21 protein-coding genes are annotated in these 20,217 nt (G+C 64.0%); 7 read left to right on the top strand and 14 right to left on the bottom strand.

The window, feature by feature from the left end:
* Positions 1-112: 112 nt before the first annotated feature.
* Complete coding sequence (locus tag AC5RU3_RS12875) at positions 113-1,126, top strand: GTP pyrophosphokinase (RefSeq protein WP_493965782.1); 1,014 nt, start codon at positions 113-115, stop codon at positions 1,124-1,126.
* Positions 1,127-1,207: 81 nt separating this feature from the next.
* On the top strand, positions 1,208-1,801 hold the full coding sequence (locus AC5RU3_RS12870) for a DnaJ family domain-containing protein (protein ID WP_309124472.1): 594 nt from the start codon (positions 1,208-1,210) through the stop codon (positions 1,799-1,801).
* A 48-nt stretch (positions 1,802-1,849) separates the two neighbouring features.
* On the opposite strand, the gene AC5RU3_RS12865 is transcribed toward AC5RU3_RS12870, so the two are convergent.
* Both AC5RU3_RS12865 and AC5RU3_RS12860 read right to left on the bottom strand, forming a co-directional pair.
* The gene (locus tag AC5RU3_RS12865) at positions 1,850-2,137 is read right to left on the bottom strand and encodes a GNAT family N-acetyltransferase (protein WP_493965781.1); all 288 of its coding nucleotides are present in this window, start codon (positions 2,135-2,137) and stop codon (positions 1,850-1,852) included.
* A gap of 3 nt (positions 2,138-2,140) precedes the next feature.
* Positions 2,141-2,380 (bottom strand): hypothetical protein, encoded by a 240-nt coding sequence (locus AC5RU3_RS12860; RefSeq protein ID WP_493965780.1) that lies wholly within the window; start codon positions 2,378-2,380, stop codon positions 2,141-2,143.
* A 155-nt stretch (positions 2,381-2,535) separates the two neighbouring features.
* On the opposite strand from AC5RU3_RS12860, the gene AC5RU3_RS12855 reads away from it, so the two are divergent.
* The gene (locus tag AC5RU3_RS12855) at positions 2,536-3,273 is read left to right on the top strand and encodes an ANTAR domain-containing protein (protein WP_493965779.1); all 738 of its coding nucleotides are present in this window, start codon (positions 2,536-2,538) and stop codon (positions 3,271-3,273) included.
* Between the two features lie 32 nt (positions 3,274-3,305).
* Positions 3,306-5,132 carry a gamma-glutamyltransferase family protein gene (locus AC5RU3_RS12850; protein WP_493965778.1) on the top strand — a complete coding sequence of 609 codons (1,827 nt, stop codon included), beginning with the start codon at positions 3,306-3,308 and terminating at the stop codon, positions 5,130-5,132.
* Between the two features lie 13 nt (positions 5,133-5,145).
* Here AC5RU3_RS12850 and AC5RU3_RS12845 read toward each other — a convergent pair whose 3' ends face one another.
* From AC5RU3_RS12845 to AC5RU3_RS12810, 8 genes are all read right to left on the bottom strand, one after another.
* Entirely contained in the window at positions 5,146-6,402 is a 1,257-nt protein-coding gene (locus AC5RU3_RS12845) for a phospholipase D-like domain-containing protein (RefSeq protein ID WP_309071119.1), read from the bottom strand.
* A 24-nt stretch (positions 6,403-6,426) separates the two neighbouring features.
* Complete coding sequence (locus AC5RU3_RS12840; protein WP_493966032.1) at positions 6,427-7,773, bottom strand: APC family permease; 1,347 nt, start codon at positions 7,771-7,773, stop codon at positions 6,427-6,429.
* A gap of 199 nt (positions 7,774-7,972) precedes the next feature.
* Positions 7,973-8,617, bottom strand: a complete 645-nt coding sequence (locus tag AC5RU3_RS12835) for an MBL fold metallo-hydrolase (protein WP_493965777.1) — start codon at positions 8,615-8,617, stop codon at positions 7,973-7,975.
* Positions 8,618-8,714: 97 nt separating this feature from the next.
* Positions 8,715-9,263: a hypothetical protein gene (locus AC5RU3_RS12830; RefSeq protein ID WP_493965776.1), complete on the bottom strand. Its 549-nt coding sequence runs from the start codon at positions 9,261-9,263 to the stop codon at positions 8,715-8,717.
* A complete protein-coding gene (locus tag AC5RU3_RS12825; RefSeq protein WP_493965775.1) occupies positions 9,260-10,582 on the bottom strand; it encodes a serine/threonine-protein kinase in 1,323 nt (440 codons plus the stop codon). Before AC5RU3_RS12825 ends, AC5RU3_RS12830 begins: the two co-directional genes overlap by 4 nt.
* A gap of 159 nt (positions 10,583-10,741) precedes the next feature.
* Positions 10,742-10,942, bottom strand: coding sequence for a hypothetical protein (locus AC5RU3_RS12820; RefSeq protein WP_309071114.1), 201 nt, complete (start codon positions 10,940-10,942; stop codon positions 10,742-10,744).
* Positions 10,943-11,003: 61 nt separating this feature from the next.
* The gene (locus AC5RU3_RS12815; RefSeq protein WP_493965774.1) at positions 11,004-11,804 is read right to left on the bottom strand and encodes a mechanosensitive ion channel family protein; all 801 of its coding nucleotides are present in this window, start codon (positions 11,802-11,804) and stop codon (positions 11,004-11,006) included.
* 153 nt (positions 11,805-11,957) lie between these two features.
* Positions 11,958-12,803, bottom strand: coding sequence for an NAD-dependent epimerase/dehydratase family protein (locus AC5RU3_RS12810; protein ID WP_493965773.1), 846 nt, complete (start codon positions 12,801-12,803; stop codon positions 11,958-11,960).
* 53 nt (positions 12,804-12,856) lie between these two features.
* Between AC5RU3_RS12810 and AC5RU3_RS12805 the strand changes: the two genes are divergently transcribed.
* Positions 12,857-13,363, top strand: a complete 507-nt coding sequence (locus AC5RU3_RS12805) for a metallophosphoesterase family protein (RefSeq protein ID WP_493965772.1) — start codon at positions 12,857-12,859, stop codon at positions 13,361-13,363.
* On the opposite strand, the gene AC5RU3_RS12800 is transcribed toward AC5RU3_RS12805, so the two are convergent.
* The 3 genes from AC5RU3_RS12800 to AC5RU3_RS12790 form a co-directional block, all read right to left on the bottom strand.
* Positions 13,360-13,962, bottom strand: coding sequence for a hypothetical protein (locus AC5RU3_RS12800; protein WP_493965771.1), 603 nt, complete (start codon positions 13,960-13,962; stop codon positions 13,360-13,362). The genes AC5RU3_RS12805 and AC5RU3_RS12800 overlap by 4 nt on opposite strands.
* A 282-nt stretch (positions 13,963-14,244) precedes the next feature.
* Positions 14,245-15,105, bottom strand: a complete 861-nt coding sequence (locus tag AC5RU3_RS12795; RefSeq protein ID WP_309071109.1) for a coiled-coil domain-containing protein — start codon at positions 15,103-15,105, stop codon at positions 14,245-14,247.
* A gap of 199 nt (positions 15,106-15,304) precedes the next feature.
* Positions 15,305-15,721, bottom strand: a complete 417-nt coding sequence (locus AC5RU3_RS12790) for a DUF6098 family protein (RefSeq protein ID WP_309071108.1) — start codon at positions 15,719-15,721, stop codon at positions 15,305-15,307.
* A 500-nt stretch (positions 15,722-16,221) separates the two neighbouring features.
* Between AC5RU3_RS12790 and AC5RU3_RS12785 the strand changes: the two genes are divergently transcribed.
* Together AC5RU3_RS12785 and AC5RU3_RS12780 are read left to right on the top strand one after the other, a co-directional pair.
* Positions 16,222-17,748 carry an MDR family MFS transporter gene (locus AC5RU3_RS12785; RefSeq protein ID WP_493965770.1) on the top strand — a complete coding sequence of 509 codons (1,527 nt, stop codon included), beginning with the start codon at positions 16,222-16,224 and terminating at the stop codon, positions 17,746-17,748.
* Between the two features lie 11 nt (positions 17,749-17,759).
* Positions 17,760-18,299: a GNAT family N-acetyltransferase gene (locus tag AC5RU3_RS12780; RefSeq protein WP_493965769.1), complete on the top strand. Its 540-nt coding sequence runs from the start codon at positions 17,760-17,762 to the stop codon at positions 18,297-18,299.
* Between the two features lie 58 nt (positions 18,300-18,357).
* Here the strand turns inward: AC5RU3_RS12780 and glsA are convergent, their stop codons facing one another.
* On the bottom strand, positions 18,358-20,172 hold the full coding sequence (gene glsA, locus AC5RU3_RS12775; protein ID WP_493965768.1) for a glutaminase A: 1,815 nt from the start codon (positions 20,170-20,172) through the stop codon (positions 18,358-18,360).
* Between the last annotated feature and the right edge of the window lie 45 nt (positions 20,173-20,217).

Raw genomic sequence — 20,217 nt, 5'->3', positions numbered from 1 at the left:
GTGACCACGTGCCGGCGTCGTCGGCTGATTGGGAGACGACATAGACACCCGGATGACACATCGCGGCTAGTGTTGGAGCATTACCGACACCTGGGGGGGAGGCACGGCGCCCATGGTTCCGAATCCCGGCCATGATCAGCTCGTCGATCAGTGGCTCGATGAATACGCCGCTGCCCAGCACCAGAAGCGGGCCGCTGCAAACGCCATTCAGGACGCGATCGCAGCCCGGCTGGACGACGACGGCCTCAACTATCACGCCATCGAGTACCGCGTGAAGGACCACCAGTCGCTCGAGCAGAAACTTCGCCGTCTCAATTCTGACGGCACGCCCAAGTACCCGGCCGGGCTGGACGCCATTGACGACGTCATCGGCGTCCGGGTGATCACCTTCCTCCAACTCGACGTCGAGCGGGCCATCAGAGCACTCAGCAACTCGTTCGAGGTGATCACTCACGTCGACAAAACCGCTGAGCAGCGTGAAAAAGGCGAGTTTGGATACTCGGGGCAGCACCTGGTTCTCAGGATCACCGAGCAGGCCGCTCCAAATGGCTGTCGCAACCACATCGGCGAACGGTTCGAGGTCCAGTTCCGAACTATCCTGCAGCACGCCTGGGCCGAGTTTGAACACGACATCCGCTACAAGAGCGCAGGCCCCGTGCCGCCGGAAGTCAATCGAGCCTTCACACTTGCCTCCGGGCTGATCGAGCTGGCCGACAACCAGTTCAGCACGATCAGCAACGTCGTCGCGGCAGAGAAGGCCAACCCCGCGGAGTCGAAAGAATTGCTGCCGATCGAGCTCACAGGAGAGGCCCTTGAGCGCATCCTGGAACAGGCACTCCCGAACAACCCGCGCAGCCGCGTCGAACAGTACGAATGGTTGCGCGAACTCATGGCTATCCACGGAATCACGACAGTTGCACAGGCGTCGGATTTCATTGCTTTTGCCGACTGGGACGCTGTCGCCAGCAAGATCCAGTACAAGTTCGCGCCCGGCCATGTCCGTGCGGCGGACGACCTTCTACTCGTGCGGTTTGGCGAGGAACACATCGAGAAAACCCAGGCGCTCGGCCACGATCGCAACAGGCGCGGCAAGTTGACGCACCGCCTGCGCCGTTTCCGGGACTGACCACCCGCCCTTGCCCCGCCCTTTGAACTCTCGGAATACTTAGGGGACACGCAGGAATGCGTGGTGAAAGCGGGGTCAGCAGTGAACTACAGAAGCGAGCGTGCACGGCGCCTCGAGCGCCTGTCCGAGGTCCGTGCCGCCCGTCGTTCCGGAAGCAGTGCCGCTGAGGCCATTGAGCAGGTGGACGACGACGAAGATGACGAATCACCGATCACGGACTTCGCTGCCAAGGCCGACTTCGAGATTCGCCAGGCCACCGCGCGCGGCGACTTCGACAATCTGAAGTACGCCGGCAAGCCCATCCCCAACCTCGGCGAGTCCCACGACCCGGACTGGTGGGTCAAAGGCTTGATCGAACGGGAGAAGCTCTCCGGGCTGGCGCCGGCTCCATTCCGGCTCAAAAAGGAAGATGCCGAACTCGACGACACACTGGATAAGCAATACATGGAAAGCCGGGCCCGCGAGATCCTTGAGGACTTCAACCGGCAGGTTATCGACGCACGCCGGCAACTCCTCGGTGGCCCGCCCGTAGTGACAAAGACCCGGGACGTCGAGTTGGAGCTCGAACGCTGGCGCCAACGCCGAGCGGAGCGGACAGCCAGGGCTGCGGAGGAAGCCGCCCCGCAGGAAGAGGCCAAGCGCTCACCCTGGTGGCGCCGTCGTCGTTCCGGATAATTGACGCCACATAGCTGTTGAGCGGCCGGCACCACGGGCTGGCCGCGCCTAACCGGCTACAAGATCCTGATACTCAGGGTGCCGCTCGATATAGGCGGCGATGAACGGACACAGCGGCACTGCCCGAAGTCCGCGATTCCGGACATCATCGAGGGCGCCTCGAGCGAGGGCACTGCCGAGGCCATGGCCTTCAAACGCCGAATCCACTTCGGTATGGGTAAAGATCACCCGGTTGTCGCGGAGACGGTACGCGGCGAAGCCGGCAGGTGCACCGTCAAGATTCACCTCGTACCGTGCGGCATCCGAATTATTGGATACCGTTGCCCCAGGGACCACGTGCTACTCCGCGGACAGTTCGCCGTTGGCCACAGCATCAGCGTACTTGCTGAGATCCGGTCCCGGCTCGAAGTCGATGAACTGCGGCTGAAGCTTCTCGAACAGGAATTTGTACACCGTGTCCCGGTCGCTCCCGGAGTGCGAGGCCGCCGCCTCCTTCACCGCTTCCTGCAGCGCCTTGTCCGCATCCGAAAGAATCTTCTCGCGCGCCTGGTCGTTCCACTTGATGTCGCTGATGTCCACAGCTGACCTCCAATAGTAAGTAGACTGTTTATCACCTTCAGGCTACGGGGGTGGACGTAGCGCCACAACCCGCTCATCCTGTCAGAGGAGGATCGATCGTAATCTTCCTGAAGTGGTTGGGCAATGGCAGCACAAAGTACAGGGGCGGTTTGAGTATGAGCAGTGATATCGGCGAGCATCCAGTTCGCAGCGAATTGCAGGACCTGATTCTCAACAGCGAAGAGATCGACGTTTTCCTGAACGGAATGGTCGAAATTGCCTCCCGTGAGCTCAGCGAGGTGACCGGTAGCCCCGTCTACTCCGCGGTCACCCTGCTGCGTCCCAAACGTGCCGCAACCGTCGCCAGCAGCAGTGAGCAGGCGCAGAACATGGACGAAGTCCAGTACGCGTTCGACGACGGCCCCTGCCTGCGCGCGGCCCGCGAGCACTACACCGTAGTTATCCAGGATTATGAGATGGAAGACCGCTTCGGCGACTACAAGCAGGCGATCGAACAGTTCGGCATCCGGTCCACCCTCGGCGTACCGATCCTCCTGACAGACAACGCCGACGCCGGACTCAACCTGTACTGCGAGAAACCGATGGTTTTTACGCCCAAGGTGATTGAAGCAGCCGAGGGTTTTGCGGCCAATGCGTCAAACTCCCTTCGGCTCGCCGTCAAAATCGCGGGTCTCATGGACCACCGCGCGAACCTCACTGCAGCGATGGAAACCCGCACAACCATCGACCTTGCCGTGGGCATCGTTATGGGACAGAACCGCTGCAGCCAGGACGAGGCCATCAACATCCTCAAGGCAGCGTCGAGCGCCCGGAACGTCAAACTTCACGACGTCGCGGCCGCCGTGGTGGAATCCGTGAACCAGAAGAGTCCCAGCACGCACTTCGACGCCTAGGCCTCCCTCAACCCTAATCGCCCCACGAACGGATGACGTTGACCGCTTTCACTGCCCCCGACTCCTTCACCACGCGACCCACCCTGCAGGGCAGCTTCGGCATGACGGCATCGACCCACTGGCTGGCAACGGCGTCAGCCCAGGCCGTCCTGGAACGCAGCGGCAACGCGTTCGACGCCGCCGTTGCGGGTGCCTTCGTGCTCCACGTTGTCGAACCGCACCTCAACGGTCCCGGCGGTGACATGACCGGCGTCTTTGCAACCGCCGAGAACCCTGCCGAGCCCGTGGTGCTGATGGGGCAGGGACCCGCACCGGCCGCCGCGACCCGGGAGCACTACCTGTCCGAGGGCCTTGAGCTCGTACCGGGCGCAGGTGCACTCGCCGCCGCGGTTCCCGCCGCCGTGGACGCCTGGCTCCTGCTGCTGCGCGACCACGGAACGTGGGAACTGGGCGATGTGCTGGCCTTCGCCATCGGGTACGCACGGAACGGGCACCCCATCGTGGGTCGCGTGGGTGCCACCATCAATGCGGTCAAGGACCTCTTCACAGAGCATTGGCCGACGTCGGCCGCCCTGTGGATGCCGGACGGCTCGATCCCTGCAGAGGGTGACATCGTCAAGAACGAGGCCTACGCAGCAGTGCTGGACCGGCTGGTGGCGGCGGGAACCGTCGGTGACGCGGCGCAGTCCCGCGAGGAACGCATCGATGCTGCCCGCAGGGAATGGCGCGAAGGGTTCGTTGCACGGGCCGCGGTCGAATTCGTCAAGACTCCCCACCGGCACTCCTCCGGACAGGACCACGCGGGCGTCATCAGTCTCGAGGACTTCGCCTCCTTCGAGGCCGGCTACGAGGAAGCCACCACGCTAGAGTTCCGCGGCTACACCATTGCCAAGACCGGTCCATGGGGTCAGGGCCCTGCCCTGCTGCAGACGCTCGCGATCCTGGACAGATTCGACGACGACCGGCTGGACCCCTCGACGGCACTTGGCGCACACACCATCCTTGAGGCGCAGAAGCTTGCCATCGCGGACCGTGAAGCGTACTACGGTGACGCCTCTGTACCGTTGGAGCACCTTCTGTCCGAGGAGTACTCCGCGCAGCGCCGGGCGTTGATTACCGACCGGGCATCGACGGAGTTCCGTCCCGGCGCCGTACCGGGCCACACACCGTTCACTCCGCCGCTGCGCACCGAGTACACCCCGCCTGCCCTCGCCGGCGCCGGCGGATTCGCGGGGGTGGGGGAGCCCACGGTGTCGCGCGACGGAGAGACCCGCGGAGACACCTGCCATATCGACGTCGTCGACCAGTGGGGCAACATGGTGTCCGCAACGCCTTCCGGCGGTTGGCTGCAGTCGTCGCCGACCATCCCCGAGCTGGGCTTCTGCCTGGGCTCCCGCCTGCAGATGACCTGGCTCGAGGAAGGTGCACCGTCATCCCTTGAACCGGGAAAGCGTCCCCGCACCACGCTCACGCCGACCCTCATCCTCAAGGACGGCAAACCGGTTGTTGCGCTCGGTTCGCCCGGCGGTGACCAGCAGGACCAGTGGCAGCTGCTCTACATCCTCCGCACCATCGTGGGCGGCTATTCACCCCAGCAGGCCATTGACGCTCCGTCGCTGCATACGACGTCGATACCCGGCTCCTTCTTCCCACGCACCTGGGAGCCCGGCGGCGCCGTCGTCGAGGACAGGCTCGGCGAGGATGTGATCACCGACCTCGAGCAGCGCGGCCACGTCATAACGCGCGCGGGAGACTGGGCGCTGGGGCGTCTGTCCTCCGTGGTCCGCGACCCCTCGACCGGCGTTCTCATGGCCGCAGCCAACCCGCGGGGAGCGCAGGGCTACGCCGCAGGCCGGTGAGAAGACCGGCTGACTACAGGAACGGACGCAGCGGCGCGAGGATCGCTTCACTCACGCGGGCCACGATGTGCCGGCTCTCCCACTCCTCAAGGGGCAGTTCACGGCAGTTGCTGCTGTCGATCTCGAAGATGTGCTCCATCGTGGTGGCAAGCTTCTCATCGAACAGCTCAATATTGATCTCGTAGTTACCGGTCAGGCTGAGGCGGTCGATGTTGGCTGTTCCCACGGTTGACCATTCTCCGTCGACCGTTGCGGTCTTCGCATGGATCATGGCGTTCTGGTACAGCAGGATCTTTACGCCGTTGCGAAGCAGCGTCGAATAGAACCCGCGGGACAGCCAGTCCGACACCACGTGGTTTGAGTCCTCAGGCAGGATGACCCGCACATCCACGCCGCGCTTGCTGGCCCGCAACAGGGCCTCGAGAATCTGCCGGTCCGGGATGAAATAGGCCGTTGTGATGTAGATGTGGCTGTGCGCCCGGTTGATCGCGTCCAGGTAGACGCCGCGGATCGGGAAAACGAGGTTGGCCGGAATGTTGTTGACAGCCCGGAGCCGCGGTTCCCAGAACTCCGCACTGGTCTCCTCCAACGGGCGGTGACGCTGGGTGGGAGCAGCGTTCCAGAACGCGACGAACGCCTGCCGCAACTCCCAGACGGACTTTCCAACCAGTTTCAGGTGGGTGTCGCGCCACTTGGACGCGTAGAGGGAGCCGATGTTGTAGCCGCCGACATATCCGATGGAATCGTCCACCACCATGATCTTGCGGTGATCAAAACCAGTACCGCGGATGTTCGTGAAGACGATCGACGGACGGACCAACGGAAACCGGAACACCGAGACATTGGGGTGGAAACGGTAGAACGTCGGACGCACCACAAGGTTCGCGAAGCCGTCATAGATGACGTACACCTTCACGCCGCGGGCAGCCGCCTCATTGAGGGCGTCCTTGAACTGCCGGCCGATTGCGTCACCCTTCCAGATGTACGTCTCCAACATGACGGTGTGCTTGGCTTCTCGGATGGAGGCGAGCATGTCTTCATAGAGGTCATGGCCGTAGGTGAAGACTGTCGTCTCGGACCCAGCGACCTCTGATTCGAAGATGCCCGGATGCGGAAAGCCGGGACGCTTGCTTCGCCGCTTCTTCTGTACCGCATCGACCAGCACGATGGCGGCGATCACCAGTGCCTGCACGGCTCCGAACGCCATGGCTGCCCGCGCGAGAAGCGATCGGGTGAGCGCGAACAAGTGAAGGCGGCGAAGAGTACGCATGAAAAGAGCGTAACCGCTGGGCTGCTAGCGGTTGTTCAATGCCTCCAGCAACCGGTGTTCCGCGTCTTCCCCGGGAGTGATCCCCCTCGGAATCCGGAACAGGAAGAACATGCCGAGCACCCACCAGAGGCCGAACAGAATCCACGGCGGGGGAGTGAGGGCTGCAGGCATGAAGGGCAGGTACAGACTCAGCAGCGCAATGCAGAGAACCACGGCCGCGATACCGATGACCAAGCCGCCGTTACCTGCTCCGCCAACGCGAAGAGGGCGGTCCATTGCCGGTTCGCGCCGACGCAGGATGACAAAGACAACGGACACCAGGATATAGGCGATGACGATGCTGGGGGCTCCCGAGTCCACCAGCCACACCAGCATTGCCTCTCCGAAGAAGGGTGCCAGGAAAGACAGGGCGCCGATGAACATCAGTGCGTTGGCGGGAGTCCGGTAGGTGGGATGCAGCTTGCCGAACCATGCAGGAAGCATTCCCGAGCGTGCCATGGAGAACATCAGCCGTGAGGCGCCGAGCAACAGCGAATTCCAGGAGGTCAGGATGCCGGCGATTCCACCCGCGATGAGCACCTTGGCCATCAAGTCACTTCCGAAGAGGGCACCCATGGCATCAGCGGTGGCGATGTCCGCCTGCGCGATTTCGTCAGCAGCCATGGCCGACGATGTCGTCAGGATGGTCATGACGTACCAGATGGTCGCGAGAATCACCGCGATCACTACCAGCCGGCCGATCTGGCGGGCGGGGATGTTCACTTCTTCGGCTGACTGCGGGATCACGTCGAACCCAACGAAGAGGAACGGGACCACCACCAAGACCGCGAAGAACCCGGCGGACCCACCCGTGAAGAACGGCTGGGTGTTTTCCACCGATCCTCCGACGAACGATCCCACCACCAGGACCACTCCAATGAGCAGGAGGAAGAGCACTACGAAGGTCTGGGCTACACCGGCGAGCTTCACGCCGCGGATGTTGATGAAGGTGATCACCACGGCGGCGATGGCTCCGACGAGAGCCCAGGTGAGGTGCACCTGGCTTCCCGCGACCTCCCACAGCGGTATCTGGTTCAGATCCGGAAACAGATAGAGCGCGGTTCGGGGTAGGGCGACCGCCTCGAACGCGACGATCGTGACATACCCGCCCGTGATCGCCCAGGAGCCGATGAATGACCAGCGGGGACCCATACCGCGTAGGAGGAAGTTGTGTTCACCACCGGCCTTCGGCATGGCAGCGGTCAGTTCTGCATACGTGAGCCCGACGACGCCCATGATCACCCCGCCGGCAATCATGGCCAACACCGCACCCATGGTTCCAGCCGACCCGATCCAGCCACCCGTGAGCACCACCCAGCCGAACCCGATCATCGCTCCGAAACCGAGTGCCAACGCGTCCCAGTTTCCCAGGACCCTCAGCAGCGAAGCATCCTCTGCACCTTCGGAAATCCTCTGCTCTGCCACGAACGTTGCCCTTCTGCCCGACCGGTCCCGCCCCGGCTCCACGGATTGGTGTGAGATGAGCGTAGTCCTGTGAGGGCACTTTCGGACCGGACGAGGGGCGTTTAATTCAGGATTGTGCGGAAACCTGGGCAGGCGGATTGTGGCCGGGACAGAGCCACGCAATCCCGTCGGTGCGGATACGCCGTTCCAGCGTGGCCGTAGTTCGGGCCGCCTGCGGGTTGTCGTTATTGAGCGCCCGATAAAAGCGCTTGATCGTGCCGTCCCGCGCAACGCGCACCGAGTCACCGGTGAAGAGGACATCGCCGAACCGGTACGCCATCTGCCCGGGTGTGTGTCCGGGGAGGGGAAAGGCGGTGAGACGCTCGAAAAGCTCACGCTCGCCGTCGAGGTCTGACAGGCGCTGCGGCACCGCGACCGGCGCGAGCCGGAAGAGCACGCGGCGAAGCAGGGTGGCCGGCGGGGTGATACGCCGCAGAATCCTCACATCCGCTGCGCCAAGCCACACGACTGCGTTCAGCTCACGTTGAAGCCGTTGCGCGACCTGCGCGTGGTCGGCGTCGTAGTGCGTAAGCAGGATGTCGGTCACCTGTCCGACAACCGGCGCGGCATCGCGCAGCTCCCTCAGGAGGGCGTCGTACCCGCTGGCCATACCCGGGTCGACGACGGCGGTGTGCCCGGGCGTGCGGATCAGGTAGCCGTTGGCCCCTCTGGAACGCTGCAGCTGGTAGCACTTAGCGGTAATACTGCGCATGCCTGCCTCTTTCCGCAGCCGATGAGCCGCGCCGTCGATATGCGTGAGAGCCGTCGATATGCCACAGAGTAGCCCCAGGCGACCTGCCGGTGCCCGGTCAGTCCTCCTCGCGATTCTCCTCTTCCTGCTTTTGCCGCTCCTTCGCTTCCTCCTCGGCCTGCTTCTGGGCTTCTTCGATCCGCTTCTGCTCCTCCTTGGCAGCTTCCTCGGCGGCCTCCCTCTCACGGTCAGACTGGGTTTCGCCGGGATCCCTGCTGTCTTCCCTGTCGCCCTTTGCGGGTGGGGTAAAGGTAGGGGGAGCGGGAGCAGGCTCGGTGGTGGCGGGGTCGGTGGCAGACGGCGCAGCTGGCGTCGGTGTCTCGGCCGGCTTGATGGACTCGATGAAGGCAGTGATGTTGTCCTGAATCCGACCTGCTCGGCCCGGAGTGACGGCTCCCGAATCCTGGGCTTGCTGGACCTCGGTTCTCAGGGCCTCTGCCTGACCAAGCGCTAGCTCGTAGTTCCCCTGCTGGGTGGTCACGGCCAGTTCCCGCACCTGCTGCTGCAGCGACTGCGCCGCCGCGGGATCCATGGCCTCTGCGCCTCCGCAGGCTCCGAGCGCCGGCAGAATGAAGATCATCGAAAGGACCCATCGCTTCGACCTCATGGCTGCACGCTTTCGTAGAGTTCGGACAGTCTTTCCCCCGGCACCCCGGGGACCGACGGTAACGGTTCGGGACCCGGCTCCGGCGTGAGGAGGCCCGAAAGCACCACACCCACTGCCGCGAGGGCCAGCAGAACGACGACGGCGGCCGCCGCCCACCAGCGCCGCATCCCCTGCGTCCGTCTCCGGTCGCCGGGGGCCGTGGAAGGCTTCGCCGGTGCAGCGCGCTTCGTCGGTTTCCGAGGGGGCGCGGAGCGGGCTCCACTCTGAGTCACGGGATCGCCGCCGATGCCGCCGGGTGTGCTCCTAATTGCGTCGTCGTCATTGAGGCCCAGGACGAACGAGCGCCGGGTCGACCTCGGCTCCTGCGGCGCGTTCGACAGGACCATGGTCGCCGGACCGGCATCCGGAACCTCGTGCCCGTCGGTCGTGAAGGCGCTGCGCTGGGAGGCCAGTACCCCCGCGACCTCGGCAGCACCCGGACGCTCGGCGGCCGTGCCGGCAGTCATGTTGGAGATGAGCTCGCGCCACGCAGGGTTGATTGAAGCAGGGATTTCGGGAGCGCGGTGGAGGCGCGCGAGCGCTGTCTCGAGGCCGCGGCCCTCAAAGGCAGGTTCACCCGTCAGGCATTCCAGCAGCACCAGGCCAAGTGCGTAGATGTCGGTGGCCGAGCCGACCGCCTCGCCCCGGGCCTGCTCCGGGCTGAAGTATCCTGCGGTGCCGATCGCCTCGCCCGTAGCCGTGAGCCGGTCACTGTCCATCCGGCGTGCGATTCCGAAGTCGGTCAGCACGTATCCGAAACGGCCGGAGGAGGGCTCGGCGTCGCGGGTCAGGATGTTGGACGGCTTGACGTCGCGGTGGGTGATGCCCTTTGCGTGAACGTAGGCGAGCGTCCGCGCGACATCGTGTCCGATAGCCCAGGTCTGTTCCGGTCCCAGGGGGCCGTTGCGCAGCAGCCGGTGCAGATCCGGACCGTCCACGAGGTCCATCACAACCCAACCCGCGGTAGGTGACTGGCCGACGTCGTGCACCTTCACCAAGCCGGGGTGATCAAGACCCGCCAGCAGCTGCGCTTCGGCGCGCTCCCGCTCGGAGAGACGGGCCTCGGCCTGACCGCGGAAAAGTTTGATGGCGACGTCCCTGTCCAGGACCTGGTCGTGCCCGCGCCGAACCTCGGCCATGCCGCCGCTGCCCAGCACGCCGCCGACGGTGTACCGCCCATCCAGCACATCACCGGAAGGATCGGCGTCACTGCGCCTCGCGACGGTAGGCGGTTCAGAAGCCGTAGCGGGCATTCGGCCGGGCGGAGGAGGAAGCTGCATGTCAGGCACCTCCTCATTGTCCGTCGTCGTCGTCCTTTCATGAAAGCGCACCCGGCGGGCCCGCTCAAGGTAACGGGGCAGGTTCTCACGACACTCTCATGTGCGGACAGCAAGATGGAGGGCACGCAGTGCGCGTCCCCCATCTTCAGTGCAGGGAAATCAGCCGAGCAGACCGCCCAATCCACCGCCGCCGCCGAGCTTGCCGAGAAGTTCCTGCGGGTTCAGGCCGAACTTCTCCAACAGGCCCGAGTCGCGCTCAGTATCCACCTGGTCGGGAAGTTCCTGTTCAGCCTGCTGGGCCTTGTCCTGGTCGCCTTGGTTCCTGAGAAGGTCGAGGATCTGCTGCTTGTCAATGTTCATTTTCTTGTCCTTATCTCTCTCTACTGATTGATGTGTGAGGAAGGTCTTCGGGTGGGAGGGATCAGCGGAAACGCGGAGCCGAGGGGTCCTCCGGTCGGTGCACCTTGGTGCTGCCCGAGGTATCCGTGGTCGCGCTGCGCGCGTTTGCGTCCTGCGCGGCGCTCTTCAGCTGCTCCTTGGCCGACGGCGAAGCCTGAGCTTCCGCCTTCATCCGGGGGGCTTCTTCCTCCGCCTTGTTGAGGTAGTGCTCCCAACGCTGGGACATGGGCTTGATGAGTCCGCCACCGACACCGACCACAATGACGCCGACGATCGCTGCCAGGACGGCGATGAGGATCGGGGTGGTTACCGTCGTGGCAATCTCCACCTGATTCAGTGCCGAAATGATGCCGATTCCAAGAATGAAGATGCTTGCGATGTTGGCGAGGACCTTCCCATAGGACAGGCCGCCCAACGTTCCCTCAATCAGGCTCTTCACCCCCGCCGCGATGGCGGCGCTGATGATCACGATGATGATGGCAACGATGATCCTGGGGAGGAAAGCAATGATTCCTTCGAGCAGATCGCTGACCGGGTTGGGGCCGAATACTCCGAAGGCGAACTGGAGGACAAAGAGAACGAGCGTGTAGTAGACGATCTTGGCAATGATGTCGCTGGCATCGAGGGAGGACTTGGCGAGTGCCTTCTTCACGCCGCCGCGCTCGACGGCGCGGTCAAAACCGACGCGTTCAAGGAGCTTGTCCAGTGCCTTGGAGATTGCTTTGGCTACGAATAGCCCGATGATCAGGATGACGAGGAATAGCAACAGCTTGGGGACGAAGTCGATCACTGTCGCAAGACCGCTTCTGAGTGTTTCTTCCATGGAACCTCCATCTGCCTGGCTTCACGAAGCTGCCGGATCGGCGGGATGGGGTTCCCGCCGGGTTGCTCGTTTCCAAGAGTAGAGACACATCGGGCAAATAGAAAGGTTGCTTAGTATTTACTTTCGGCCGGGTAGGCAGGGTGGGCGGGAGTATCAGGGGTGCCGGATGCCGATTCCCTGCAGAACCGCCCGGTACCCGTCGCGGTAGGTGGGGTAGGCGAACTCGAACCCGCTGGCCCTGAGGAGTCCGTTGCTGCAGCGCTTTCCTGTGGCACCTGATTCGACCTCGCGGGCGGTCCCTGCGGGAAGCGGCAATCCCAGCTCAGCCGCGAGAAACGCCTGCACCTCGGCGAGGAGCGCCGGTTCATCGTCTGTGCCCAGATAGGCACCGGCAGGCGCCTCAAGCCCTGCAATGTGTACGATGGCGGCAGCCGCATCATCGCGGTGTATCCGGTTGGTCCAGTGTGGGACGCCGCCGGTACTCTCGCTTCCGTTGCGGACCTGGTCGATCAGGCGTGTGCGTCCGGGCCCGTAGATGCCGGAAAGCCGCAGCATCACCGACTGGGGGGCGCACTGGGCGAGCAGTTGCTCCGTCTCCCGCAGAACTGCGCCCGTCGGAGTGGAGGGCGACGGTGAGGTCGTCTCGTCAACCCATGCGCCGTCGTCGTTCCCGTAGACAGCCGTCGAGGAGACAAAGACGATCCGCCGCGGAACCACGCCATCCCGCTCAAGGGCGGCCAGGAGGTTAGCGGTCCCGTCGAAGTAGGTGGCGCGGTACGCGGACTCCGAGCGGCCATCGGCGGTCAACGCAATGACCACGACGTCGGTGTCACTGGGGATGGTGGGGAGTTCACCCGTGAGGTCAACGGACTGGCCCTCGATGCTCAGCGGTAACTTCCCAGAGGACCGCCGCCATCCGACAACCCGATGTCCAGCCTCAGCGAAACCAAGTCCGGCCTGAGTACCAAGATCCCCGCAGCCCGCAATCAGAACAGTCATTCTTCGAGCTTCCCACACGGGAACGGTCGGGGCGTACGTGCCAGACTGGGGCCATGGGCTCCCGATTGCTGATCATCGCCGACACGCACGTGCCCAAGCGAGCGCGGCGCCTCCCACCGCAGGTCTGGGACGAGGTGGACAAAGCTGACGTTGTCTTCCACGCGGGGGACTGGGTCACGATCGAACTGCTCAACGAGCTGGAAGACCGTGCGCAGCGTCTGGTCGGGGTCTACGGCAATAATGACGGCCCTGACCTGCGCGAGCGGCTGCCCGAAGTGGCCCGGGTCGGCATCGATGAGGTGCGGTTCGCGATGATCCATGAGACGGGTGTCGCGGCCGGACGGGAAAAGCGGATGGATGCAGCGTTCGACGACGTTGACGTACTGGTCTTCGGCCATAGCCACATACCGTGGGACACCACAACTCCCGCCGGAATGCGACTGCTCAATCCAGGTTCACCCACCGACCGCCGCAGGCAGCCAGCCTGCACCTACCTCACGGCTGAGGCCGAGGGCGGCGCGCTGAGGAACGTTCGCCTGCACGAGGTTGCGGTTCGTTAGTGCTCTGAAGCGCTTTGTGAGGAGGGGGCGTCACGTCGGCTGGTGGTCCGATTCAGCATGAACGACAGGGCGAACGCCAGGACAGCCGCGGCGAAGAGCACGAACTTCGCTGTCGTCAGGGTGCTTGCGAACGTTGCTTCGGACGCGCTGACTTCGATGGAGGCCAAGGCTGCCTCGATGGCGAAGTTCTCGGCGATGTCGGCGGCCGCATAGGTCACCGCGACGGCATAGAACGGCCAGCGAAAGGCAGACCGCCGGCCGAAGCGGTGAACCAGCAGGATGATCAGCGCGGCGAACGCGACCGGGAACACAAGGTCCCAGAAGTAGTGCACGCTCTGATAGCGCTCGACCAGCGGTGCGTCCAAAAGGCTTCGGACCGATTCGATGTGGGCGGCGTCGTACCCACCCATCATCACGTCCGGAAGCGGTATGCCAACAGCGCGCTGCACCGACTGCAACTGCAGCCATCCCAACGCCAGCGAAACCGTTGACACAACTGCCGCTGCGATGATGAGCCAGATGTTGGGGTGTGGCTTGGCTCCCTCAGTGAGTCCAACGTCTTCGCTGTAGCTGCGTTTGCCTGCTCGGAATCCTGCCATTTCTCCGCTCCCTGTTGGCGTGCATTCACCCAACAATGTGATTGGTGTGTGGCGGCGTCTGGCGGCCGTAGCCGCCAGCGCCACCTTCGACGCTAGGGCGGGACGGGCGAGACCACAACGTTGCTTTACCCCGCTGTAACTCAGGGCGCGGACGCTTAATCAAACGGTTGTTCTCTCAGGATCCGCCGCGGATCGCCTTGGCGTGGCGGCAGCGGACGACGTCGGCATGCGTGTTGGCAGCCTCATCCGCCTTTTCCGGCCGCGCCGATCGTTATTCCTGCGTTACCGCTCGAGCTTCCCGAGAACCTTCCGCGCGCGCTCGACCTCGCGGGTAGCCTCCCTGGCTGCACGCTCGGCCTCAGTGCGCTCGCGGACTGCGTCGTCGGCGTCGTCGTCAATTCCATCGATGTCCTGTTCCAGCGCACGAATCCGCTTTCGCAGCTCCCGGACCTGCGAGACGAGCGCCTCACGGTCCCGGTCGAGCCGGTCCACGCGCTCCTGGGCACGCTTGAGTTGAGCTTCGGCTTCCTCCGACCGGTCCTCGGCGTCCTCCAGCTCGGCGCGCGCTTCGGCTGCTGGGTCGTGCTGTGACTCGGGTTCGTCTGCGCTATCCGAATCAGCGATGGGGCCAGTATTTCCGGCATCGAAGGTGCCGGCCACAGCCCCCGTGAGATCCACGGCCTCCCATCCGGTCGCTTCCAGCGGCCGGACCAGGCGGCCGGTGGAAACGGCGGCTGCAGCCCCGGCGTCGGCCATCGCCGCCCGCAAGGTCTGTTCCACTTCAAGCGCCGCAGCGGCGCTCACCGGATGGCCGAGGTCTTCGGCGAGAGCAGTGCCGTCCTTCACGAGGGCGGAGATAAGCTGCTGCCGCTGGGTGCCCAGCTTCTTCAACTCGCTCCGGTCGAGTTGCTCCTGCGCCTCCCGCATCGCCGCACCGAGGCTCAGCGCCTGCCGTAACTGGTCCCCACTGTGGAGGTTCATCACATTCAGAAGCCAGGCCGAAGCCGTCGGCTTACGAAGCGCCCGCACTTCCTTGGCGAGCGACTTGTCGTCAACGTCCTTCGCCCTGCTGTTTCGGGCCGCGGTGAACTCGTCCAACGGTAGGGCATAAAGCTCGGAGGCGATCTGGTCGAGGTCAGTCACTGCTGAGAGGGCTCCATCTGGTCGGCGGGCGGCGCTCAGGAGCAAGAGTACCGCCGTCCAGGACTCATCCGGCGCTGTCTGGCAGGGAGTAGGCTCCCGCCTGCAGCGCACATACTGGCAGGGAAGCAGCGCCTTGTACCGTTCGATAGTGAGGCAGCCATTGACGGCCACTACAGGATCAATTCTCAGGCAGGAGCGATCAGGGTCCGTTCCCGGCGTCGAAACGCTCCTGGTAGATCGTCTCCGCTTCCTCCAGCAGTCCGTCGTCAAGCTTGCCGAGTGGTTTCACGTTGATGAGCAGAGGTTCACAATCCGGGCCCCGGCCGACGCAGTCTCCAGTCAGGATCCAGGCGTGACGGTCCTTCTTCCGGTGCAGGTGCTTGTACTGGCAGATCTGCCGGGCAATCCAGTCCGTGAGGGGCCTGGTCCACCAATCCTCAGGACTGAGTGGGTTCACTGACAGTCCGGGCAGGGATAGGCCGCTCTCGGTATCCATGCTCTGCGAGTTGGAGTCCGCTTCGTAGCCTCGGGAATACCGGAGGTAGATGGGCGCGTGCTCCTTCACGAACCGTTCCAGGTCACTCAGTTCCTTGTAGACCTTCTGGGTTTCGCTCACGGCGTCCTCCGCACTGCCTTACGGTGCTCCGGCAGCACCACGGATAGTAGTAAGCAAGCTTACTACTCAATGCGGAGTCGTGCAGGGCGGGCAAGCGGTGCCGCCCGGCCGGGAATCCCCGCGGCCGGGAGCCCCCTGCGTCAGGACAGGGGAGGAATCGATGGTCCCGGTTCCGGGATCGGCCGATCGGGTGAAGGCCCGGGTCCTGGCTCCGGCGGTATACCGGGTGCGTCCGGTGCCGGATCGGGATACGGGTAGGGGGACGGAGAAGGCTGGGGTTCCGGCCCGGGCTCGCCGGGAGGCCGCGGTTGGGACGGATCCGGATGCGGCTCATGGGGCGGGGGAATAGACATACCGGCTACCTTCTCTCCATCGGGGGCGCTCAAAAGCAACAGTACGCCCGACGTCGTTGGTCGGGAATAAGCACCGGTCACCCGTGCTTGTTACTTCTGGCTGCGCACGCTCCTGCGCGCCGTTAAGTATCTTTCAGGGGGATTCCCGTGCCGCAGAAGACGGACAAACTCACTCAGGCCGACGACGGCACGCTACAGACCGACAGCCCGGGCGACGCGATCTCTGCCCGGGACCGGCTGGTCATTTCCCTGCTCCTGGTGTCGGCTTTCGTCGTCATCCTCAACGAGACCATCATGGGCGTCGCTCTGCCGCGCCTCATGGACGATCTCCAGATCACCGCCTCCGCGGGTCAATGGCTCACGACGGCTTTCATGCTCACCATGGCAGTTGTCATCCCCATCACCGGCTTCCTCATCCAGCGGTTCAACACACGGCCGGTGTTCCTTGCGGCGATGACCCTCTTCAGCCTTGGCACGCTTGTCTCGGCGATGGCGCCCGGGTTTGAGATGCTGCTTGTCGGGCGGGTGATCCAGGCCGGCGGAACGGCGATCATGATGCCGCTGCTCATGACCACGGTCATGACCCTGGTGCCGCCGTCATCACGCGGCAAGACCATGGGCAACATCTCGATAGTGATCTCGGTGGCACCGGCCATCGGCCCGACCATCTCGGGAATCATCCTCAGTGTGTTGGATTGGCGCTGGATGTTCTGGCTGGTCCTTCCGATTGCGATCGGATCGCTGGTGCTGGGCGGAATCCGTATCCAGAACGTGACGACGCCCCGCAGAACCCCGATCGATGTCCTTTCGGTCATCCTGTCTGCGTTCGCCTTCGGCGGCATCGTCTACGGCCTGAGCCAGTTCGGTGAAGGTGCAGGCTCCTCAAGCATCCCGAGCTGGGCGCCCCTCGCCGTCGGAATCGCAGGCCTGGCCTGCTTCATCGCCCGCCAGCTGGTGCTGCAGGGCCGCGACCGGGCTCTGCTCGACCTGCGGACGTTCCACTCGCGCACCTTCACAGTGTCGATCCTTGTGCTTTCGATCAGCATGATGGCGCTGTTCGGCACGATCATCCTGCTTCCCATCTACCTGCAGGACGCGTTGGGACTTCAACCGGCGGCTGCCGGCCTGATGCTGCTGCCCGGCGGTCTCGCGATGGGTTTGCTCGGCCCCGTTGTGGGTCGGATCTTCGACAGGCACGGTCCGCGCGTTCTGGTTGTTCCCGGGGCGGTACTCGTGGCCTCGGTGTTCTGGATTCTCACCCAGGTGGACGCCTCAACGCCCATCCCGCTGGTGCTGGCCTGCCACGTGGTCCTCAGCATCGGACTGGCCGGCATGTTCACGCCGCTGTTCACCTCGGCGCTTGGCTCGGTCCGACCGCAGCTGTACTCGCATGCCAGCGCCGTCGTAGGGACCATCCAGCAGCTGGCCGGAGCAGCGGGCATTGCCCTCTTCGTCTCCGTGATGACGCTGCAGACCAGCGCCCTGATGGGCGAGGGCACCGGTGAGGTTCCAGCGCTGGCGGGCGGCATACGGATGGCGTTCCTGTGTGGCGCGGTGATCTTCCTGTTCGCTGTGGTTGCAGCGCTCTTTGTGCGGAAACCGGCTGTGCCTGCGCACTCCTCGCCTGCCGGGCACGACGGCGGTAACGCACCTGTTGCGCCGGCGGCACACTAGGGTCCATGCCGATGTTCACGCCCCCACCGGTCTTGACCACTGCCCGGTTGCGGCTGGAACCGCTGGGACCTGAGCATCTTGAGGGAACCTGGACTGCGCTGCAGAACCCGGAGACGATGCGGCTCACCGGGACACATGCAACCTTCTCAAGGCCGCAGATCGAATCGTGGTTGGCGGGGCTTGCGGCCACCGACGGACGTGCGGACTGGGCCGTCATCCTCGAGTCGGACGGGAGCCATATCGGCGAGGTCGTGCTCAACGACTACGACCCGGACAACAGGTCTATCGGGTTCCGAATCGGCCTCAACGCCGATTCGAGGTTCGGCCGCGGGTACGGTACCGAGGCGACCCGCGCCGTCGTCGCGCATGCCTTCGACGTGATGGGCGTGCACCGCATCAGCCTGGAAGTCTACGCGTTCAATCCGCGGGCGCAGCGCGTCTACGAGAAGTGCGGATTCCGGGTCGAAGGGCGCTTGCGGGACGCGCTGCTGTGGAACGGTGAGTGGATTGATGCCGTTGTGATGGGCATGCTGTCGACCGATCCCAGGTAGTGAGGTACGGACCACCGGAGCCCTCTCTACTTGCTCCGGCGGGCCCGAGCCACCCCAGTCAGTCCCGGATTCTTACGGCCGTTTCCCGCAGATAGAGGTCCACCCGGGTGTAGGCGTCGCGCGTGAGCGCCTTCCATAGCTCGAGCGCCAGCCTGGTGTCTTCAGACTCCAACGTCGCTATGGCATCAGCGGTGAGCACTTTCACCGTTACCTTGCCGGTGGCCTTCACGGTTGTTTCCTGCCGGTCGTCGCTGCCGAGGGCGAGTTCTCCGAAAGTCATCCCCGCGCTCAACGTCGTGAGTTTCACCCGGTCTCCGGTGGGCCCGACTACAGAGGTATTGACCGATCCGGACAGGATGAAGAAGACCCCACCGAAGGACTGGCCGATACGGCGGATCAGATCGCCGTCCTTGTAGGTTCGGTCTTCCATCCGGTCGGCGAGCTTCTGCACATCGTCGCGGCTGAGCGGGCTGAGAGCGGGGCACTGGGAAATGTCCACGTGGCTGGGCAACTCGAGCTCACCACCGTAGGTCTGGATGAGCCGGTTCTCGCACCACTCGACGGCCATGGTCCGCGTATCGAAGGTTGGGACCTCCCGATCAACGTCGCGGAAGGCCTCGGCGAGGGTGCCTTCCGCATCGATCAGAACCAGTTCCCTTCCCTCGGCCACCAGATTCTCGCGGACTTCAGCGAGGAGGCGCAGGGATACATCCGCCACCTCGTCCACCCGCCGCAGATCCAGAATGACGAGCTCCACTTCGTCGGTCAGCGTGCTGAGTTCGCGAACCATCGATTCCGTACCGGCGAAGAGCAGGTCTCCGTTCAGCTCCACCACACGGGCGCGGTGACCGTGGTCCCGCAGCACATCCATCGCCTCATCGTCGCGCCGGATGCCGGAGGGTGCGGCCGAGATGTCGTAGGTGGACCGGATTGCTGACTTGCCGACCCGGGCAGCGCGGACGAAGTGCAGCTCCATGTCCTGGGAGAGGCGCTGGCTGGCCGCCATGCCTCGAACGCTGCTGCCGTGTTCGTCCAGCGGCGGGGAATAGACAGCCAGCCCCACCTGGCCGGGCAGCACGGAAATCATCCCTCCACCGACTCCGCTCTTACCGGGCATGCCAACGGTACTGATCCACGAACCGGCGTCGTCATACATTCCACAGGTGGTCATGACCGAAAGAACGCGCTCCACCGGCACGATGTCCAGTACCTGCTTGTCGGTCAGGGGATTGCGTCCGCTGTTCGCGAGCGTAGCGGCCATGAGCGAAAGATCCAGGCAGTTCACCAGTACCGAGCACTGACGGAAATAGTCCTCGATCACCGGTGTCGGATCGTCCTCGATGATGTCGAAGGACCTCAGCAGGTGTGCCAACGCACGGTTCCTGTGCCCATGCTGCAACTCGGACGAAAAGATCTCCTCGTCAATCGATAGCTGCCTTCCGGCGAAGTCGGAATAGGTATTGACGATGCGCTTGATCCTGGTGTTCCCCCCGGAGCCCTTGATCAACGACGTCGCCGTGAGCGCCCCGGCATTGATCATGGCGTTTGCGGGGCGTCCCGTCCCTTCAGCCAGTGAGATCTCGTTGAAGGAATCGCCGGACGGTTCAACGTCAACCTTCTCGTCCACCGCGTCCAACCCGAGGTCGGACAGGGCCAGCCCATAGGTGAACGGCTTCGAGATGGACTGGATGCTGAACTCTTCCCGCGTGTCACCTACCTCGTAGATGTATCCGTCAACAGTCGTGAGACAGATGCCGAAGTTGTCCGGATCGACGTTCGCCATCGCGGGGATGGTGCTGTAGGGCTTGCCGTCCTTCAGCTCCGAAATCTCCCGGTGGATCCGTGCAAGGTAGCCTTCGATCGGGGATTCCATAGGACAACCCTAGGGTGCGGTAGCGCCGGAGGTGAATCCGGCGCA

Source organism: Arthrobacter sp. MDB1-55 (assembly GCF_059092925.1).
Note: the sequence above shows the minus strand (reverse complement) of the source record. Positions and strands in the feature narration are given on the sequence as shown.

What these genes read in the sequence shown, in the direction of transcription:
- AC5RU3_RS12875 (WP_493965782.1), top strand. Translation starts at nt 113, where the DNA reads ATGGTTCCGAATCCCGGCCATGATCAGCTCGTCGATCAGTGGCTCGAT.
- AC5RU3_RS12855 (WP_493965779.1), top strand. Translation starts at nt 2,536, where the DNA reads ATGAGCAGTGATATCGGCGAGCATCCAGTTCGCAGCGAATTGCAGGAC.
- AC5RU3_RS12850 (WP_493965778.1), top strand. Translation starts at nt 3,306, where the DNA reads ATGACGTTGACCGCTTTCACTGCCCCCGACTCCTTCACCACGCGACCC.
- AC5RU3_RS12845 (WP_309071119.1), bottom strand. Translation starts at nt 6,402, where the DNA reads ATGCGTACTCTTCGCCGCCTTCACTTGTTCGCGCTCACCCGATCGCTT.
- AC5RU3_RS12840 (WP_493966032.1), bottom strand. Translation starts at nt 7,773, where the DNA reads ATGATCGGGTTCGGCTGGGTGGTGCTCACGGGTGGCTGGATCGGGTCG.
- AC5RU3_RS12835 (WP_493965777.1), bottom strand. Translation starts at nt 8,617, where the DNA reads ATGCGCAGTATTACCGCTAAGTGCTACCAGCTGCAGCGTTCCAGAGGG.
- AC5RU3_RS12830 (WP_493965776.1), bottom strand. Translation starts at nt 9,263, where the DNA reads ATGAGGTCGAAGCGATGGGTCCTTTCGATGATCTTCATTCTGCCGGCG.
- AC5RU3_RS12825 (WP_493965775.1), bottom strand. Translation starts at nt 10,582, where the DNA reads ATGCAGCTTCCTCCTCCGCCCGGCCGAATGCCCGCTACGGCTTCTGAA.
- AC5RU3_RS12820 (WP_309071114.1), bottom strand. Translation starts at nt 10,942, where the DNA reads ATGAACATTGACAAGCAGCAGATCCTCGACCTTCTCAGGAACCAAGGC.
- AC5RU3_RS12815 (WP_493965774.1), bottom strand. Translation starts at nt 11,804, where the DNA reads ATGGAAGAAACACTCAGAAGCGGTCTTGCGACAGTGATCGACTTCGTC.
- AC5RU3_RS12810 (WP_493965773.1), bottom strand. Translation starts at nt 12,803, where the DNA reads ATGACTGTTCTGATTGCGGGCTGCGGGGATCTTGGTACTCAGGCCGGA.
- AC5RU3_RS12805 (WP_493965772.1), top strand. Translation starts at nt 12,857, where the DNA reads ATGGGCTCCCGATTGCTGATCATCGCCGACACGCACGTGCCCAAGCGA.
- AC5RU3_RS12800 (WP_493965771.1), bottom strand. Translation starts at nt 13,962, where the DNA reads ATGGCAGGATTCCGAGCAGGCAAACGCAGCTACAGCGAAGACGTTGGA.
- AC5RU3_RS12780 (WP_493965769.1), top strand. Translation starts at nt 17,760, where the DNA reads ATGTTCACGCCCCCACCGGTCTTGACCACTGCCCGGTTGCGGCTGGAA.
- glsA (WP_493965768.1), bottom strand. Translation starts at nt 20,172, where the DNA reads ATGGAATCCCCGATCGAAGGCTACCTTGCACGGATCCACCGGGAGATT.